Source organism: Streptomyces sp. R21, from assembly GCF_041051975.1.
In the GTDB taxonomy this organism is placed as follows: Bacteria; Actinomycetota; Actinomycetes; order Streptomycetales; family Streptomycetaceae; genus Streptomyces.
The window spans coordinates 907,352-922,136 of sequence record NZ_CP163435.1; the positions used below are offsets into that span (position 1 = coordinate 907,352).

Genomic DNA, 14,785 nt, shown 5'->3' on the forward strand with positions numbered 1-14,785 from the left:
GCCTCTCCGAGGTTATGTGGTCTGCTTTCGCAGTTCCTCCAACGCAGCCCTCGCGACGTCGTAGGCGCTGTCCCTGTCGGGCACCGGGTCATCCTCACCGGGGCGCCAGAAACGCCGGCGTGCCATGCGCATAGAGCTGTCGAACGGCGGGATGGCGTTGAACACTTCGATCAGGTACGGCCCGTGATAGACCGGCTCGATCTCTTTCGAGATGATGTGCCACGGGATCCAGCTGTCCTTCACCGCACCCCGGTCGGGTGCAGATATATGGACGTAGTAGAGCCGATCCTGCTGTGTCGCTCGCGCGACATTCTCCTTGAGCACTGACGGACCCTGGCTTTCCATCACGACCTGCGCGGTGTCGATCGTTACGCCACCCTGGGGGTGCTCAAGGCCCTCCAGGAAGTCCAGTACCTCCGAGACCATGTTGGGTGGCGGCGTCTCCCAGCTCTTGACGGGCTCGACGGCGAGCCTCACCTCTCGCGCTGCGGCGTACTCCAACAGCTCTTCGAAGACGGAACGCGCCGCGTCGTAGCGCGGCTTCATCCAGTCCTGCAGGGCGTCGCTCCAGATCTGCTCATCGGTGTCCGTGACCGGAAAGACCCCGTAGGGGTAGATGAACGGCCCGGACATGATCGAGTCGCCGCCCAGGACCCGGGTGATGTCGACGCGTGACTTGAGGTAGGACAGGGCCTGCCTGCGCTGCTCCTCGTAGGGTGACGTCGGGTCGAAGGTCCGCGTGGTCCCGACGTTGGTGGTGAACTTCACCTCCCCCAGCCCTGCCTTCTCGAATGCTTTCTTGAGGCCGATGTAGCAGTCGACCTCGAGCTTGTGATCGACGGTCGTGGGCTGGGCGGCGATATGCACGTCGAAGCCGTCGTAGCCCATGTCGGTCAGGGCGTTCAGGTGGTTGATCAGGGTCCGCGTGTACCGCGTGTCCTGTGGCCGCAGATCAGCCGTGAACATGAAGAAGCTGAAGAACACGTCTCGTCCGAGTGTCGCGTTCATCGTCACCACCCCAAGACGTCGGCGAGATAGGCGCGGGCCTTCTTGGCGTACTCGAGCGGGATGGCCTTGTTCGGATCCTGCTCCGCCTCCACGACCAGCCACCCCTGGTAATCGGCGTCGGCCAGCGCTTCGAGGATGGGCCGGAAGTCGATCGCGCCCTCTCCGGGCACGGTGAAGACGCCGAGCTCGATGGCCTCCTGGAACGACAGGCCTTCTTCGCGCACCCGGCTCACGACCTCGGGCCGGATGCTCTTCATATGGACGTGGCCGATGCGGTCGGCGTAGGCCCGTGCCACCTCCAGCGGATCGTCGCCGGCAAAGGCCATGTGGCCGGTGTCGAGCAGCAGGTGCACCAGGTCCGGATCGGTCGAAGCCATCAGCCGGTCGATGTCGGCCCGGGTCATGACGCCCGTGCCCATGTGGTGGTGATAGCTGAGCTTCATCCCGGCCGAGCCGGCGATCTTGCCGAGCTCGTCCAGGCCCGATGTCAATGCGTCCCACTGGGCGTTGGTGAAGACCGGGCGGTTGGCGAACACGTCCACGGGGAGCAGGTGCGACGAAGCGCCGAACTCCGCCACGACCAGCTCGGTCCCGCCCAGCGCCTTGAGATGGGCCAGCGTCTCCTCGAAGGCGCTGATCGTCTTCTGCCGCATATTGCCGATCGTGAAGTACGTGCTCGTCCAGGGCTCGGACACCCGCAGGCCCCGGAGATCGAGGGCGGCCTTGAGTCCGGCAGCGTCCGAAGGGTACTTGTGCCCGATACTGCAGCCCTGGAAGCCGGCGAGCGCCATCTCGCTCACGGCCTGGCCGAAGGAGATACCGGCGTCGAGGGTGGGGAAGTCGTCGTTCCACCACAAGGTGCAGCAGACGCCGAGCTTCACCTTGTCCGGACTGAGGCGTTCAGCCAGATCCGTCATCTTGTCGCCCCTTTCAGGTAGCGGTCCGCGATGCGGGGTGGCTGAGCCCAGGAGCCGTATCCGGGTGCCTTGGCACCGGGAGGATTGGCCCCGATGGCCCGCCACAGCAGCCCCTCCTGGTAGGCCGCAGCGGTGACCGTGGAGGTTTCTGCGGCTGTATGGGGCCCATAGTGGTCGACCCAATCGGGCGGCAGCGCGTACCACATCCCCGCGTACCAGAGCTTGATCACATTGCGGGCCACCGGGCCGAGCCGGTCGTCGCTGAAAATCCGATGGCGCAGGGCCCGGTCGAACAGATCCCCGTCGAGCGGCGCACGGGCACGGCTTGCGGCGTCACCGGCATCGGCCCGGACTGCCCGGTGGGCGTCCAGAAGGGCGGTGACGACCTCGTCGCCGCAGGCGGCCCGCACTTTCGCCAAGTAGTCGTAGGCCATGCCGGTGCCGAGCAGATCGGTCTCCTCGAAGGCGGTGAGGTCGACCGACAGGAGGAGGAACTCCTCCAACGACGGGGCGGTCATCGCGTCACCGCCTCAGTTGTCTCGCCGGAATCCGGCGAGGCGTGCGCATCGGACCCGACACCGGCCGGAATCTCGAAGGTGGGAGCGGCGTGCAGGCCGTCGCTGCCCGGCAGGGGATTGCACACCAGCCGGTTGAACCCGTCGCGCAGGCGGAACATCTCGCAGACGCTCTCCTGCAAGAGGCCTGGCTGCCCGTTGAACGCCTTCGTGAGCAGGGCGAGAAAGGCCCCGTACTCGGCGTTGAAGTCCTGGGCTACACGGGCGAGTTCCGATCCCGCCGGGTAATCGGCCAGCCGGACACTCACCTTCACCTTGTACACATCGTCCCAGGAGATGCTCAGCGAAGGCCCCGAAGGTGCGTCAGGATGGTCGCCCACCTGGTAGTAGCGCCCGAGCTGCAGCTGCCGGAACCGGTAGTAGTGGGCCAGCTCCCCGTCCGCGTCGTATATGCCTGAATCGAGGCCCTCGCCCTGGCCGGCGATGAAGCGGAGCGCCTGCTGGGCCGAGTCCAGGTCGGAGACGACGATCATCGTCCCGCCGCCGGAGTAGAAGTACTCGGGCCCCACCTGACGGGCCGGATCCCCGCAGAAGAGCGCGGGGTCGTTGGCCGCCACCTTTTCGAGCCCTTCGATGATCTCCTCGTAGAACTCACCGATGCTGTAGAAGCGCAGCTCCTGGGCCGTGGGGCTGGAGACCAGGAACCGGGTCCTGCTGTCCGGTGTCTTCACCAGGCGCGAGTCTGCGCTGGGAGCCTTGCCCGGCCGCTCGATCTTGCAGAACGTCTCCACCGCCTCGGGGGAGAACGGCCGCAGGTCGACGGTGAAGTCGTCCTCCCCGTCGGGCAGGTAGGCCGGATAGCGCGGCACAAAGCCGGGGCGGGTCAGGTCGGGCTTCCCGCCGATGGCGTTCAGGACGTTGGCGACGAGGGTCAGGTGCAGCATCTCCTCCACCGCGGTCACCCGGATCACATGGGCGGCGTCGGAGTTGGTGCTGGAGTGTATGGAGTAGTAAGCGGTCAAGTACGGCGGGATGGTCGCGTGCTCGAGCGCCATCGCCGCGTTCAGGTAGCTGAGCAGGTCGTCACGGTTCTCGATGGTCGACGCGATCATGGGGCCACCTCCTCTGCGGTCGGCGCAGCGTGACGCCGGTCGAAGGCAACGTTGACCGGTGCGGTTTGGGAGTCGAGCTCGGCCAGCATGGCCCGGACGCTGCGCAGGCACAGGGCGGCGACGGTGAGCGTCACGTTCGACGTGCCCACGGTGGGCATGCTTCCCCCGCCGACCATGTAGAGGTTCTCGTAGTCCCAGCACCGCTGATCCGCGTTGACCACCGAGGTCGACGGGTCGTGGCCCATCACGTGGGTGCCGGCGAGATGATTGCCCCCGCGGAGCTCGTACCCCTCACCGTCGTGGACGGCGTAGCCCCAGAAGTTCGGGTTGTACGCGGTATGGTCCTCGGCCCCCAGCCGGGCGAATATCCGTCTCGACAACTGCCGGGCGTACGCCACCCCCCGCATCGTGTACTCGGGGATGTCATAGGTGAGGACGGGCCGCATGTTCCCCAGCTGGTCGGTGAAGTCCGGGCTCACGGTGACCCGGTTGCTCGGGCTGGCGGGGACCTCGACCATGAACGCCAGCTGAAGCTGGCGGGACACCCGGTCCACCAGGCCCTGGCGGAGGGACTCGCCATAGCGGCCACCGGAATCCACCAGGTCCATCAGGTCGGTCATCGGCGCGCCCCGGGCCCAGCCCCAGCCGTCGTTGTGGATGTCGACGGTGAACGCCGCCTGGCGGCTGCGGAAGCGGCCTCCGCGCAGGTCGGCTATGCCGCCCGTGCAGATCGTCCCGCGGAAGGTGCCGGCCACCTCTGGCAGCAGGCCCCACGCCAACAGGTAGGCGTGGTCCATGAAGTTGCGCCCCATCAGGCCATTGGAACCGTGCAGGCCGGAGGCCAGCATCAGCCGGGGGTTCTCCACCGCGTTGGCGGCCAGGATGAACAGCCGGCCACGGGCCCTCATCGTGGTGAAGCCAGGACTGTCGGGCCGGTCGTAGCGGCGGTACTCGATCTCGGTCACCCGGCGCGTGTGCTCGTCGATGTGCACCTTGTAGGCCACCGCTTGGGCCACCAGGTCGACCCGGCCGCTGCGGAGGGCCACAGCGAGGGTCTTGCCGGCGTTGTACTTGGCCTGCACCGGGCAGATGGGCACGCAGTTGTTGTTGCCCTGGCACCGCTCGCCGACCTCGACCTGGTACGCGCTCACTGCCCCTTGGGGCACATAGCCCTTCCCGCCGTCGTAGGCCGGGTTCGGTACCCCGTTACGGCCCTGCGGGAACGGCCGGACCCTCAACTCCCGCTGCTCTCCATCGAGTTCGACCGGCATCCCGTCCACGTCCTTGGCGACCATCTGGTCCAGGTAGGACAGGGGCAGGCCCTTCATGGGGAATACGTAGCCGTCGTCGAAAGTGATCCCGAGGTAGGCCTGGTCCTCCACGTCGGCGGAGACGCCGATCTCGCGTTCGGCCTCGTTGTAGTACGGGGCGAGGTCCTCGTAGGTGAGCGGCCAGTCCGACCCCTCGCCGTAGAGCGTCCGCATCCGGAAGTCCTCGGGCAGCATCCGCAGCGTCTTGCCCTCCCAGTGCATGGTGGTGCCGCCGAGGACCCGCGTATAGGTGGTATCGGTGGCGAGGGGCCCGCTCTGGACGATGTAGGTCGAGGCGTCCGGCGCACCCGGGGTGATGCGCCGTGCGTCGGTGCCGCGGGGCATCGGGGCGTTGGCGATGGCCGGGTAGGGGGCCTGGTTGTCCTTGCTGATAGCCGAGTAGAACCGGTTGAGGTAGTCCTCGTAACCCCTCAGGGTCAGGTCCTCCGCCGGGCCCGCTTCGAGTATCAGCACTCTCTTGCCGGCGTCGCTCAGCCTCAAGGCGATGAGGGCACCGGATATCCCGCCGCCGACAATGACGGCGTCGTAGACAACGTCTGCCGCCGCAACGGGGTCGGTGCTCTTCGTCGCCCCCTCGGGGAACTTCTCGTACATGGGGCCCTCACTCTTCTGCTGCCAGGCGCAGCCGGGACCGGCGTGGCAGCCAGGATTCGAGTCGGTCGGCCACGGTCACACGGCCCATGGCGTCACCAGCAAGGAGGCCCGGACGCTCGCCCGCGCTCGGGAAGCGTCGGTGGGCCGATTGGTGCGGGCGCGCACGTGGTGCGTGATGGACTCGGGCATTTCTGAACTCCGTTGCCTTTCGAGCGGATTTATCGGATCCGGTCGGCGGTCGGCGCCCTGGTCACGCGGAAAGGAAGGGTTGGAATCAAATGTGTCCATGGGCTGCCGCCACGGATATTTGGGATTCCGGCGCGAGCGAGCAGGATGGACGGCGCACAAGAGAGCGCAGATTGTTCATAGGAACTTCGATGGTCAAGCTGCGGGTTGGTATTGCTGCTGGTAACACCTGGCACGCAGACCACTGCCGCGTCACCAACGATACGCGCGAACCCTCAAGATCGCCGAGTGGGCCGCGGGCCCGTACCCCAGGCCGACTCGGTCGCCCTGGAACACGACCTGCCCACCGCCGCACGCTGACGGCCGCACGGGTGTGCCAGGCCTCTGCTGAGCCACGCGCGTGGCTGGCCGGCAGGGTGCGCGGGCAGTCACGGGACTTCGCTCGACCGGACGAGTTGCGGTGACCTGATTGAGCGTCAGAACCCGTTCCCGGGCGCAGCTCAGCGCCAGGGCCCGGCCACGGACGCGAGGTCGGCATCGTCAGTGCCGAGAGGCGGCCAACTCGCATGTCGGTCGCACCCGATGGCGCCACCGGACTGAGACCTCGGCCACTCCCGCAGTAGGTCACGCCATCGAGACCGCACGGTGATCGGGATGAGAAGGTTTCAGTGACGTCGTTCCCGACCGCCCACCGGCGACCGTGTTGCGGTCTACCCCCCGAGTGCTTTCATGGAAATGAAGGCATACGTGCAGCCGATTTTCGAACGCGAGGCAGATGCCCTCGACGCGGGGCGGCGATATCGCGCGGTGGCCTTGTGGAGCCAGGAACGCACAGGTGATGCGCGGCACCACGAGTTCAACTCACGGGCCTCCCTTCACACCAACACTCGACGTCCGTACGACGTCCCGCCAATGATGTGCAGCGCGGAGGGAACGGACCTCATGCCCACCAAGGTCATCCGTCATCCGAAAGGCAAGGAACGGCCACACAGCGCCCCCTGGTACACGTTGTATCCGAGACGGTGGTGGTCCCGTTTCTCAGGGGCAGTGGGCAGAAGATGGCGTAGGTTCAGGACTGAAAGGGAGGCGCGCAGGAGCATCGTCCCAAATCGCAGTTGGCGCCCGTCGGCTTTTTCCCTCGGCCCCCTGCTGCGTGCCTACGCTCTCATCGGGACGGTTCTGCTTTTCGCTTGGGTGGGACTGGCCATTTACGATTTCGTGAAGGACGAGGAAGATCCGTTCCATAGCGTGCTCGACTCCCTATGGTTCGACGCCGTAAACCACATCGTGGGCCCTGTTCTGACGGGCTCCCTACTGCTGGCGTTCTTCCTTCTCTACTGGTATCACAAGACCAAGAAGCCGCTCGTCGACAAGGCGCGCACGCGCCCACATGATCTGGTCCCCACGGCCGGAACCCTCGTCAACCGGATCGTCGGGCGCCGCCAGCTGTCCCAGGTGATGGCCCAGACACTCCGCAATCGGAAAACCCGCAAGCCTTATCTGCTCGTCGGCGGCGTCGGCGTCGGCAAGACAGCCGTCCTGGTGGAACTCACTCGGATGCTGGCACAGCAGTCCGCCGTTCCCGTGCCCATAAATCTGCGCGACATGAAGGGCGGCGATGAGCTCGACTTCGAGGAAATGGCACGGCGCCGCTTCATGGAAGAAGCGGACCAAGGAGTGCTCGCCGGCAGCAACATCGACAAGACATGGCGTCAGCTGAGACTCGACGACAAGGCCGTCGTCATCGCCGACGGCCTGGAAGAGGCCCTCCTCGACGAGAAGTACCAGGAGGACCGCGACAACATCATCCGACGGGCGATAGACCGAGCGGATCGCCAGAAGCTGCCCCTGGTCATCGCCTCGCGCCCCCACGCACCACTGGAGGGCACCCGGGCCGCGATCGCCAGGCTGGAACCGTTGAGCGAAGAAGCGGCCCTGGAATATCTGATACGAGAACCCGGTGAGCTGGACGAGCGCCGCCTCGACTGGTTGGTGGAGACCGCCCAGGTCACGGATTCGCCGATCTACCTACGGATCGCCCGTCTGCTCCAGCAGTGCGGGCTGCTGGAACATCTGACCCTCCGTGAGGAAGGCGACCGTCTGGACACACGCAGCGACGACTGCCCCACTCTCAGACTCGGGCTTCTGAACACCTACCGTCAGGCCATAGAAGACGGCCGCATATTCGACGAGTTGGTGATGGATCGCGAGGAACGTCGGGAAACCATGTGGGTCGTGTCGGCACTGGCCTGCCTCGGACTGTTGCAGGACAGTATCGAGGTGACGTTCGACGACTTCGTCAGCGCACACGTGGACGATCTTCGTAGCCGCAGAGAATCTCAGGGCAATCACGAGGAACCACCGGGCAGTGCCCATCAGCATGGGACCCGCCCTGTCATTTCCCCGGCACAACGCGACGCGATATGGAGCGTATTGAGCCGAAGAATGGGCAGGTCGACGCCCTGGCTCAACACCCTGGAATACCCCATCGAGTGTCGTACCGAGTTGGCGAGATACACCGCCAACGGACAGCTGCTCGGACTCGTGTACGGCTGCGAGAACAAGGTTCGGTTTCCGCACAGCATCCTCCAGGCATATCTGGGTTTCCGCGTGCTGCGGGAGATGGAAGACGACGAGATCTACGCGGTCATCGAACCGGCGCTGCACAGCCCTGGTCCGTCCCGGGAACTGCTCATCGCTCTGGTGCTGCTCTCACGTCACCGGGCAGATCATCCCCTCACCACCCAGTCGTCCACCGTGTCGCACACAACTCCTCGTGCCCAGAGCAGTCATGGAGCGCCGCCGAGACTGTCCGAGATGCTCTGTGATGCGGCAGCGAACCGGCACGACGCCAAGTACTTCGACCTGTACGCCGCAGCCCTCGAAATAGATTCCGTCGATCCGGTGCCGATACAGGACAAGCTGGCCCAGGACCTCGACGAACAATGGGCAAACCTTGATATCAGGGGCGACCAGCGGACCATCGAGGATGCGAAGCTGCGGTTGCTGCGGTGCTTCGGAGCCGCTCTGCGCGAACGGGACCGTCGCAGCAAGAGGAGTCGTCCGCGCTCAGGGAAGGAGCCTGTGCAACCACCCCTTCCCTACAGGCACCTCTTCCAAATCGGTACACATGAGCCCTCTCATCCTGTCCGGATCGCGATCTCACATCAGATAGCTGCCGGCGGCGATGCGGCCTTCCAAGACCTGCGCGCGGAGTTCCCCCTCGGAACCGATCCCATATCCCAGTATTTGCAGAAGATCCGTGACGCCAAGCAGAAGCTTGACCGCGACTACACCGCTTGGCTCGAGGAAGTGAATTCGACCCCTGCTGCCGACCCCGAGGCGGCGGAAAAGAGCCGGCGGAAGCATGACTGGCTCGTGCACGAGTACGAGCAGAGCCGCACCACATGGTGGCGCCACTTCTCCCTCCGGGCCTGGCTCGTTCCCATGGTCGTCGGGTCTGTCTCCGAGAAGTACCGTGACGAGGCCAAGGAGCGGCTGGGCCTCTGGTTGCGCGGCCTGACCACCACACCAGGCCAGGAGAACCCGCTCATGCCGCTCTCTTTGGAGAACGCTCTGGCCCAGGGCTTCAAGAACGCGGCCAACCGCAGGAGACGGCACCCGGACGCCTACGAAGAGACCCGGGCCTACCTGGTGAAGCAGGCGGAGAAGATGCTCACTTGCAGTCGCTACTGGTACGCCCAGGTGAGTCTGCTCCATGCGCTGTGTCTGTGGGAGCTTCCCGACACGGTAGGCCGCACCACCAGGTCCGGCGCGGCGAACGGGCATCGCCGCCATCCCCCGCCACGGGCCGACGACCTCGGGACGGACGGCGACCTGGCATCCCGCAGTCCCCTGGAGCCCATGAGGTCGGTCACCCGGTGGCTCACGTTGGCGGGCAGTGCGCACGAGCCCCCGGCCCCCATCGGCGCCACGCACCAACGCCATGCTGAAAAGGTCCTCCACCCGTTTGTCGCCGAAGCCGGCGATCTGGTCACCCTGGCATTGGAGACAGGACACCCCGAGCGGTTCATCTGGATCGACGAGAACGGGGCCATCGACAACGTCGGTTCCACCCCGGCCGATCCGGAGCGCTACCGGAAGCACAACCTGTGGATCGCCCCGTCCGTCGGCTGGAGCATCCTGCATCCACGAGCCCAACGCCTTCTCGCGGACGTACTGGTCATGCTCAATCTCACCGAGGGCAACGGAAATCCGGACGACATCGAGCAACGTCTGAAACTTGCGAACAGGGACGACCTCCCGCACTGTCTCACCCATGACCGCAGTCGGCTCCACCCCGAACGCAGTGTCGGCCGGGCCGAGAGGGACGAGTCCCACACCACCTGCCTGTCCCCGTGCGAGTTCCGTCTGTGCCCCTATCCCCCTCAGGCGGGAAAGGCACAGACGGAGATGGCAGAGCTGTTCTGCCGGCAGCAACAGGCGCTCCTGCACAGCCGCTTCCGCTGGCACCTGCCAGCCGTCAGTCGGCACACCGCGCCATGGGTGAGCATCCCCGTGAGGGAGTTGCATGCCTTCTGGGAAAAGATGGCCAACCGGAACCGCAAGACCACCGACGAGGACGTACACCTCCTCTGAGGACTCCCTCCGTCAGGACGGAGAGCGAGTCATTTCAGGATCTTTGTGACCTGACCCGCGCCGACCGTCCGGCCGCCCTCACGGATGGCGAACTTCAGCCCCTCCTCCATCGCGATGGGCTGGATCAGCACCACGAGCATGGTCGTGTTGTCGCCCGGCATGACCATCTCGGTGCCCTTGGGGAGGGTCACGACCCCGGTCACGTCCGTCGTGCGGAAGTAGAACTGCGGGCGGTAGTTGTCGAAGAAGGGCGTGTGCCGGCCGCCCTCGTCCTTCGACAGGACGTACGCCCGCGCCTCGAACTCGGTGTGCGGGGTCACCGAGCCGGGCCTGATGACCACCTGGCCACGCTCGACGTCCTCGCGCTTCACGCCCCGCAGGAGCAGTCCGACGTTCTCGCCGGCCCGGCCCTCGTCGAGCAGTTTGCGGAACATCTCGATGCCGGTGACGGTCGTCTTCGTCTTCTGCTCGTGGATGCCGATGATCTCGACCTCGTGGTTGACCTTGAGCACACCGCGCTCGATGCGGCCGGTGACGACGGTGCCGCGGCCGGTGATCGTGAACACGTCCTCGATCGGCATCAGGAACGGCTTGTCGACATCACGCTGCGGCTCCGGGATCGCGGTGTCCACGGCCTCCAGGAGTTCGAGGATCGACGCGCTCCACTGCGGGTCGCCCTCCAGGGCCTTGAGCGCGGAGACCCTGACCACGGGGACGTCGTCGCCGGGGAACTCGTACTCCGTCAGCAGTTCACGCACCTCGAGCTCGACGAGTTCGAGGATCTCCTCGTCGTCCACCATGTCCGTCTTGTTGAGCGCGACCACGATGTACGGGACGCCGACCTGCCGGGCCAGCAGCACATGTTCCTTGGTCTGCGGCATCGGGCCGTCGGTCGCCGCGACGACGAGGATCGCGCCGTCCATCTGCGCGGCTCCGGTGATCATGTTCTTGATGTAGTCCGCGTGCCCCGGGCAGTCGACGTGCGCGTAGTGCCGGTTCTCCGTCTGGTACTCGACGTGGGCGATGGAGATCGTGATGCCGCGCTGGCGCTCCTCGGGCGCCTTGTCGATCTGGTCGAAGGGCGTGAACGGGTTGAGGTCGGGGAACCGATCGTGCAACACCTTCGTCATGGCCGCCGTGAGCGTTGTCTTCCCGTGGTCGATGTGACCGATGGTGCCGATGTTGACATGCGGCTTGGTCCGCTCGAATTTCGCCTTGGCCACTGCAAACCCTCCTGATCACCTTGGGTGACGCCGAGCGTTGCTTCGCTGCTTTCCGGCTCTTCGCTTTCCGGCTCTTCGCTACTTCCTGTCTATTCGCTCGGGGGCGCGTCGAACAGGGCGCTGACGGACTCGCCGTTGTGAATACGCCGCACGGCCTCGGCCAGGGCCGGTGCGATGGACAGGATCCGCAGCTTCTCGGTGTGCTCCTCGCGCGGGATCGGCACGGTGTTGGTGCACACGATCTCCAGGACGTCGGGCTGATCGCTCAGCCGCTTGAGCGCACCGGCCGCGAACAGCCCGTGGGTGCAGGCCACTCGGATCGACCGGGGCCCCAACTCCCGCAGCCGATCCAGGAGTTCCAGGACGGTGCTGCCCTTGGCGATCTCGTCGTCGAGCACGATGACATCCCGCCCCGTGACCTCGCCAATGACGGAGTTGATGCTCACCCGGTCGTCCTCGAACCGCTGCTTGGCGCCCGCGGCGACCTGGGCGCCGATCATCCGGGCGAAGGCGGCCGCCTCCTTGGCGTTGCCGAGGTCCGGCGAGACGACCGTGGTCCGCGACAGGTCGTAGCCGCGGAAGTGGGTGGCCAGCTCGCGCAGGGCGTGCAGATGGTCGACCGGCACCGAGAAGAAGCCGTGCACCTGTGGGGAGTGCAGGGTCATCGCGAGGACGCGGCTCGCCCCGGCCGCCACCATCAGATCGGCGACCAGCCGTCCGCCGATCGAGATCCGCGGCGCGTCCTTCTTGTCCGAGCGGGCGTACGAGTAGTGCGGCATGACCACGGTGATCCGCCCGGCCGACGCGCCCCGGGCCGCGTCGCACATCAGCAGCAGCTCGACCAGATGCTCCTGTACGGGCTTGACCAGCGGCTGCACGAGGAACACGTCACGCTCGCGGCAGTTGGCCTGGAGCTGCACCTCCAGGCAGTCGTTGGCGAACCTGCTGACCCGGGTCGGGCTGAGCGGCACCCCCAGATGGGTGCAGACCTCCGCCGCCAGCTCGGGATGGGCACTACCGCTGAACACGGCGATGTCACGCACGACGGCTCCTCGCATGATCGCGACCGGGGATGCGTGGCTCATGCTACTGGGCGCGCCCGGGCGCTCTGACAGCGGAAAACCGGTTGCGGGCGGCCGCCCGGGTCACGGCATGATGAGCGCGGCCCCGAGCCCCTCGATGTCACTCGATGTAACCCGATGTCACTCGAACCAGGAGAACCGAATGCGCCGATTCCTCGGAACTTCTCAGCGCCCCCATCGGACGACTGTTCTCGAGGACTCGACCACGCATGCACACCCTGAACATCGGAATTCTGGCCCACGTCGACGCCGGTAAGACCAGCCTCACCGAGCGGCTGCTGTTCGACGGCGGCGCCATCGACCGGCTCGGCAGCGTCGACACGGGTGACACCCGCACCGACGACGGGCGGATCGAGCGGCAGCGCGGCATCACCATCCGCTCGGCCGTCGCCGCGTTCACCCTCGGCGATGTGCAGATCAACCTGATCGACACCCCGGGGCACTCCGACTTCATCGCCGAGGTCGAGCGCGCCCTGGAGGTCCTGGACGGTGCGGTGCTGCTGCTGTCCGCCGTGGAGGGCGTCCAGGCGCAGACGCGGGTCCTGATGAAGACCCTGCGGCGGCTCGGCCTGCCCACCCTCGTCTTCGTCAACAAGATCGACCGGGCGGGGGCGCGGGAGCGAGAGCTCCTCTCCGAGATCGAGCGCCGCCTGACGCCGTACGTCGTCCCGCTGACGGGTGTGCGCGACATCGGCACTCCGCACGCCCGGGTCGTGCCGCGCGCGCTGGACGAGCCGGCGCTCTCCACGCTCGCCGAGGTCGACGCGGACGTCCTTGCCGCGGTCGTGGACGGTCCCGCGCCGACGGAGGACCGGCTGCGGGCCGCACTCGCCGCGCGGACCGCCGACGGCTCCGCCCACCCGGTCTTCTTCGGGTCGGCGCTGGGCGGCCAGGGAGTCCCCGAACTCGTCGCGGGGCTGGTCCGGCTGGCTTCCGGCGCAGCGGAGGTGGCGGAGGTGAGCGAACCGGCGCCCGCCGGCCCCACGACGGACGGCTCCCCGGTCCCACCGCGCGGCACGGTCTTCGCCGTCCGCCCGGGACCGGGCGGCGAGCGGACCGCGTATCTGCGGCTGTACGACGGTGAAGTGACGCGACGTCAGCGGCTGAGCTTCGTCCGGCGCGAGGCCGACGGGCGCACCGTCCGGGTGTCCGGGCGGGCGATGGACCTCGACGTGGTCGGACGGCCCGGGGCGGCTTCGCTGACCACGGGCAACATCGCCGCGCTGCGCGGTGTCGCCGGGATCCGTGTAGGCGACCGGCTCGGCGAAGTCACCGGCCGTGCGCCGCAGTTCGCCGCGCCGACTTTGGAGACCCTGGTGCGGGCCCGGCGCGCCGAGCAGGCGGCGGCGCTGCGCTCCGCGCTGCTCACCCTCGCCGACCAGGACCCGCTGCTGCACGCCCGGCCCACCGCGTCCGGCGGCACCTCGCTGCTTCTGTACGGGGAGGTGCAGAAGGAGGTCCTCGCGGCCACTCTGGCGCAGGATTTCGGCATCGAGGCCGACTTCGAACCGAGCCGCGTCCGGTTTCTGGAGCGACCGAGCGGTATCGGTGAGGCGGTCGAGGAGATCCAGCGGCACGGGCACACGGGGTTCTGGGCGACGGTGGGACTGCGGGTCGAGCCGGGACCGGTCGGCTCCGGCACGGTGTTCGGGTACGAGACCGAACTCGGCGCCCTGCCCCGGGCGTTCCACCAGGCGATCGAGGACACGGTGCACGCGTCCCTGCTCGACGGGCTGCACGGCTGGGCGGTGACGGACTGCCGGGTCACGCTCGTCCGCTCGGGCTATGTCGGACCGCTGAGCACGGCCGCCGACTTCCGCGGGCTCACTCCGCTCGTGCTGCGGCGCGCTCTGGAGGGGGCGGGGACGCTCGTGTACGAGCCGTCCCACGCCTTCGAGGTGGAGCTTCCGCTCGACGCGCTGTCCCCGGTGACCGCCCAACTCGCCGTGCGGGGAGCGGAGTTCCGGGAGACGACGGGAGGACGTACGGCCTGGACGGTGACCGGGGAGATTCCGGCCCGGCAGGTGCGGGAGGTCGAACTGCGGCTGCCGGGGCTGACCCGCGGGGAGGGCGTGTGGTGGTCGCGCCCGTCGGGCGACCGCGCCGTGCGGGCGCCGCACGCGCGCTGACGCGCCCCGGGGCGGTCCATGAATTGTCAACCGATCTGCCTGGCACGGGAATTGGGGGGCACTCGGGCGGCAGGAAGGGAGGACCGTCG

9 protein-coding genes are annotated in these 14,785 nt (G+C 67.1%); 2 read left to right on the forward strand and 7 right to left on the reverse strand.

The genetic code is table 11. The features are described from left to right. Positions 1 to 12 precede the first annotated feature (12 nt). The 5 genes from AB5J56_RS04305 to AB5J56_RS04325 are packed head-to-tail and all read right to left on the reverse strand — an operon-like array spanning position 13 to position 5,477. Entirely contained in the window at positions 13 to 1,008 is a 996-nt protein-coding gene (locus AB5J56_RS04305) for a sugar phosphate isomerase/epimerase family protein (protein WP_369230182.1), read from the reverse strand. Between the two features lie 2 nt (positions 1,009 to 1,010). After that, complete coding sequence (gene iolE / locus AB5J56_RS04310; protein ID WP_369230184.1) at positions 1,011 to 1,925, reverse strand: myo-inosose-2 dehydratase; 915 nt, start codon at positions 1,923 to 1,925, stop codon at positions 1,011 to 1,013. Continuing rightward, on the reverse strand, positions 1,922 to 2,443 hold the full coding sequence (locus AB5J56_RS04315) for a hypothetical protein (RefSeq protein WP_369230186.1): 522 nt from the start codon (positions 2,441 to 2,443) through the stop codon (positions 1,922 to 1,924). Before AB5J56_RS04315 ends, iolE begins: the two co-directional genes overlap by 4 nt. Then, positions 2,440 to 3,552: a ferritin-like protein gene (locus tag AB5J56_RS04320; RefSeq protein WP_369230188.1), complete on the reverse strand. Its 1,113-nt coding sequence runs from the start codon at positions 3,550 to 3,552 to the stop codon at positions 2,440 to 2,442. Before AB5J56_RS04320 ends, AB5J56_RS04315 begins: the two co-directional genes overlap by 4 nt. Beyond that, positions 3,549 to 5,477: a GMC family oxidoreductase gene (locus tag AB5J56_RS04325; RefSeq protein WP_369230189.1), complete on the reverse strand. Its 1,929-nt coding sequence runs from the start codon at positions 5,475 to 5,477 to the stop codon at positions 3,549 to 3,551. Before AB5J56_RS04325 ends, AB5J56_RS04320 begins: the two co-directional genes overlap by 4 nt. A 1,380-nt stretch (positions 5,478 to 6,857) precedes the next feature. Between AB5J56_RS04325 and AB5J56_RS04330 the strand changes: the two genes are divergently transcribed. After that, positions 6,858 to 10,262 carry an ATP-binding protein gene (locus AB5J56_RS04330; protein ID WP_369230191.1) on the forward strand — a complete coding sequence of 1,135 codons (3,405 nt, stop codon included), beginning with the start codon at positions 6,858 to 6,860 and terminating at the stop codon, positions 10,260 to 10,262. A 29-nt stretch (positions 10,263 to 10,291) separates the two neighbouring features. On the opposite strand, the gene tuf is transcribed toward AB5J56_RS04330, so the two are convergent. Both tuf and AB5J56_RS04340 read right to left on the reverse strand, forming a co-directional pair. Beyond that, positions 10,292 to 11,485, reverse strand: coding sequence for an elongation factor Tu (gene tuf, locus AB5J56_RS04335; RefSeq protein WP_369230192.1), 1,194 nt, complete (start codon positions 11,483 to 11,485; stop codon positions 10,292 to 10,294). An 89-nt stretch (positions 11,486 to 11,574) separates the two neighbouring features. Continuing rightward, positions 11,575 to 12,528 carry a ribose-phosphate diphosphokinase gene (locus AB5J56_RS04340; RefSeq protein WP_369230194.1) on the reverse strand — a complete coding sequence of 318 codons (954 nt, stop codon included), beginning with the start codon at positions 12,526 to 12,528 and terminating at the stop codon, positions 11,575 to 11,577. Between the two features lie 248 nt (positions 12,529 to 12,776). Between AB5J56_RS04340 and otr(A) the strand changes: the two genes are divergently transcribed. Next, on the forward strand, positions 12,777 to 14,696 hold the full coding sequence (otr(A), locus tag AB5J56_RS04345; RefSeq protein WP_369230196.1) for a tetracycline resistance ribosomal protection protein Otr(A): 1,920 nt from the start codon (positions 12,777 to 12,779) through the stop codon (positions 14,694 to 14,696). Positions 14,697 to 14,785 lie beyond the last annotated feature (89 nt).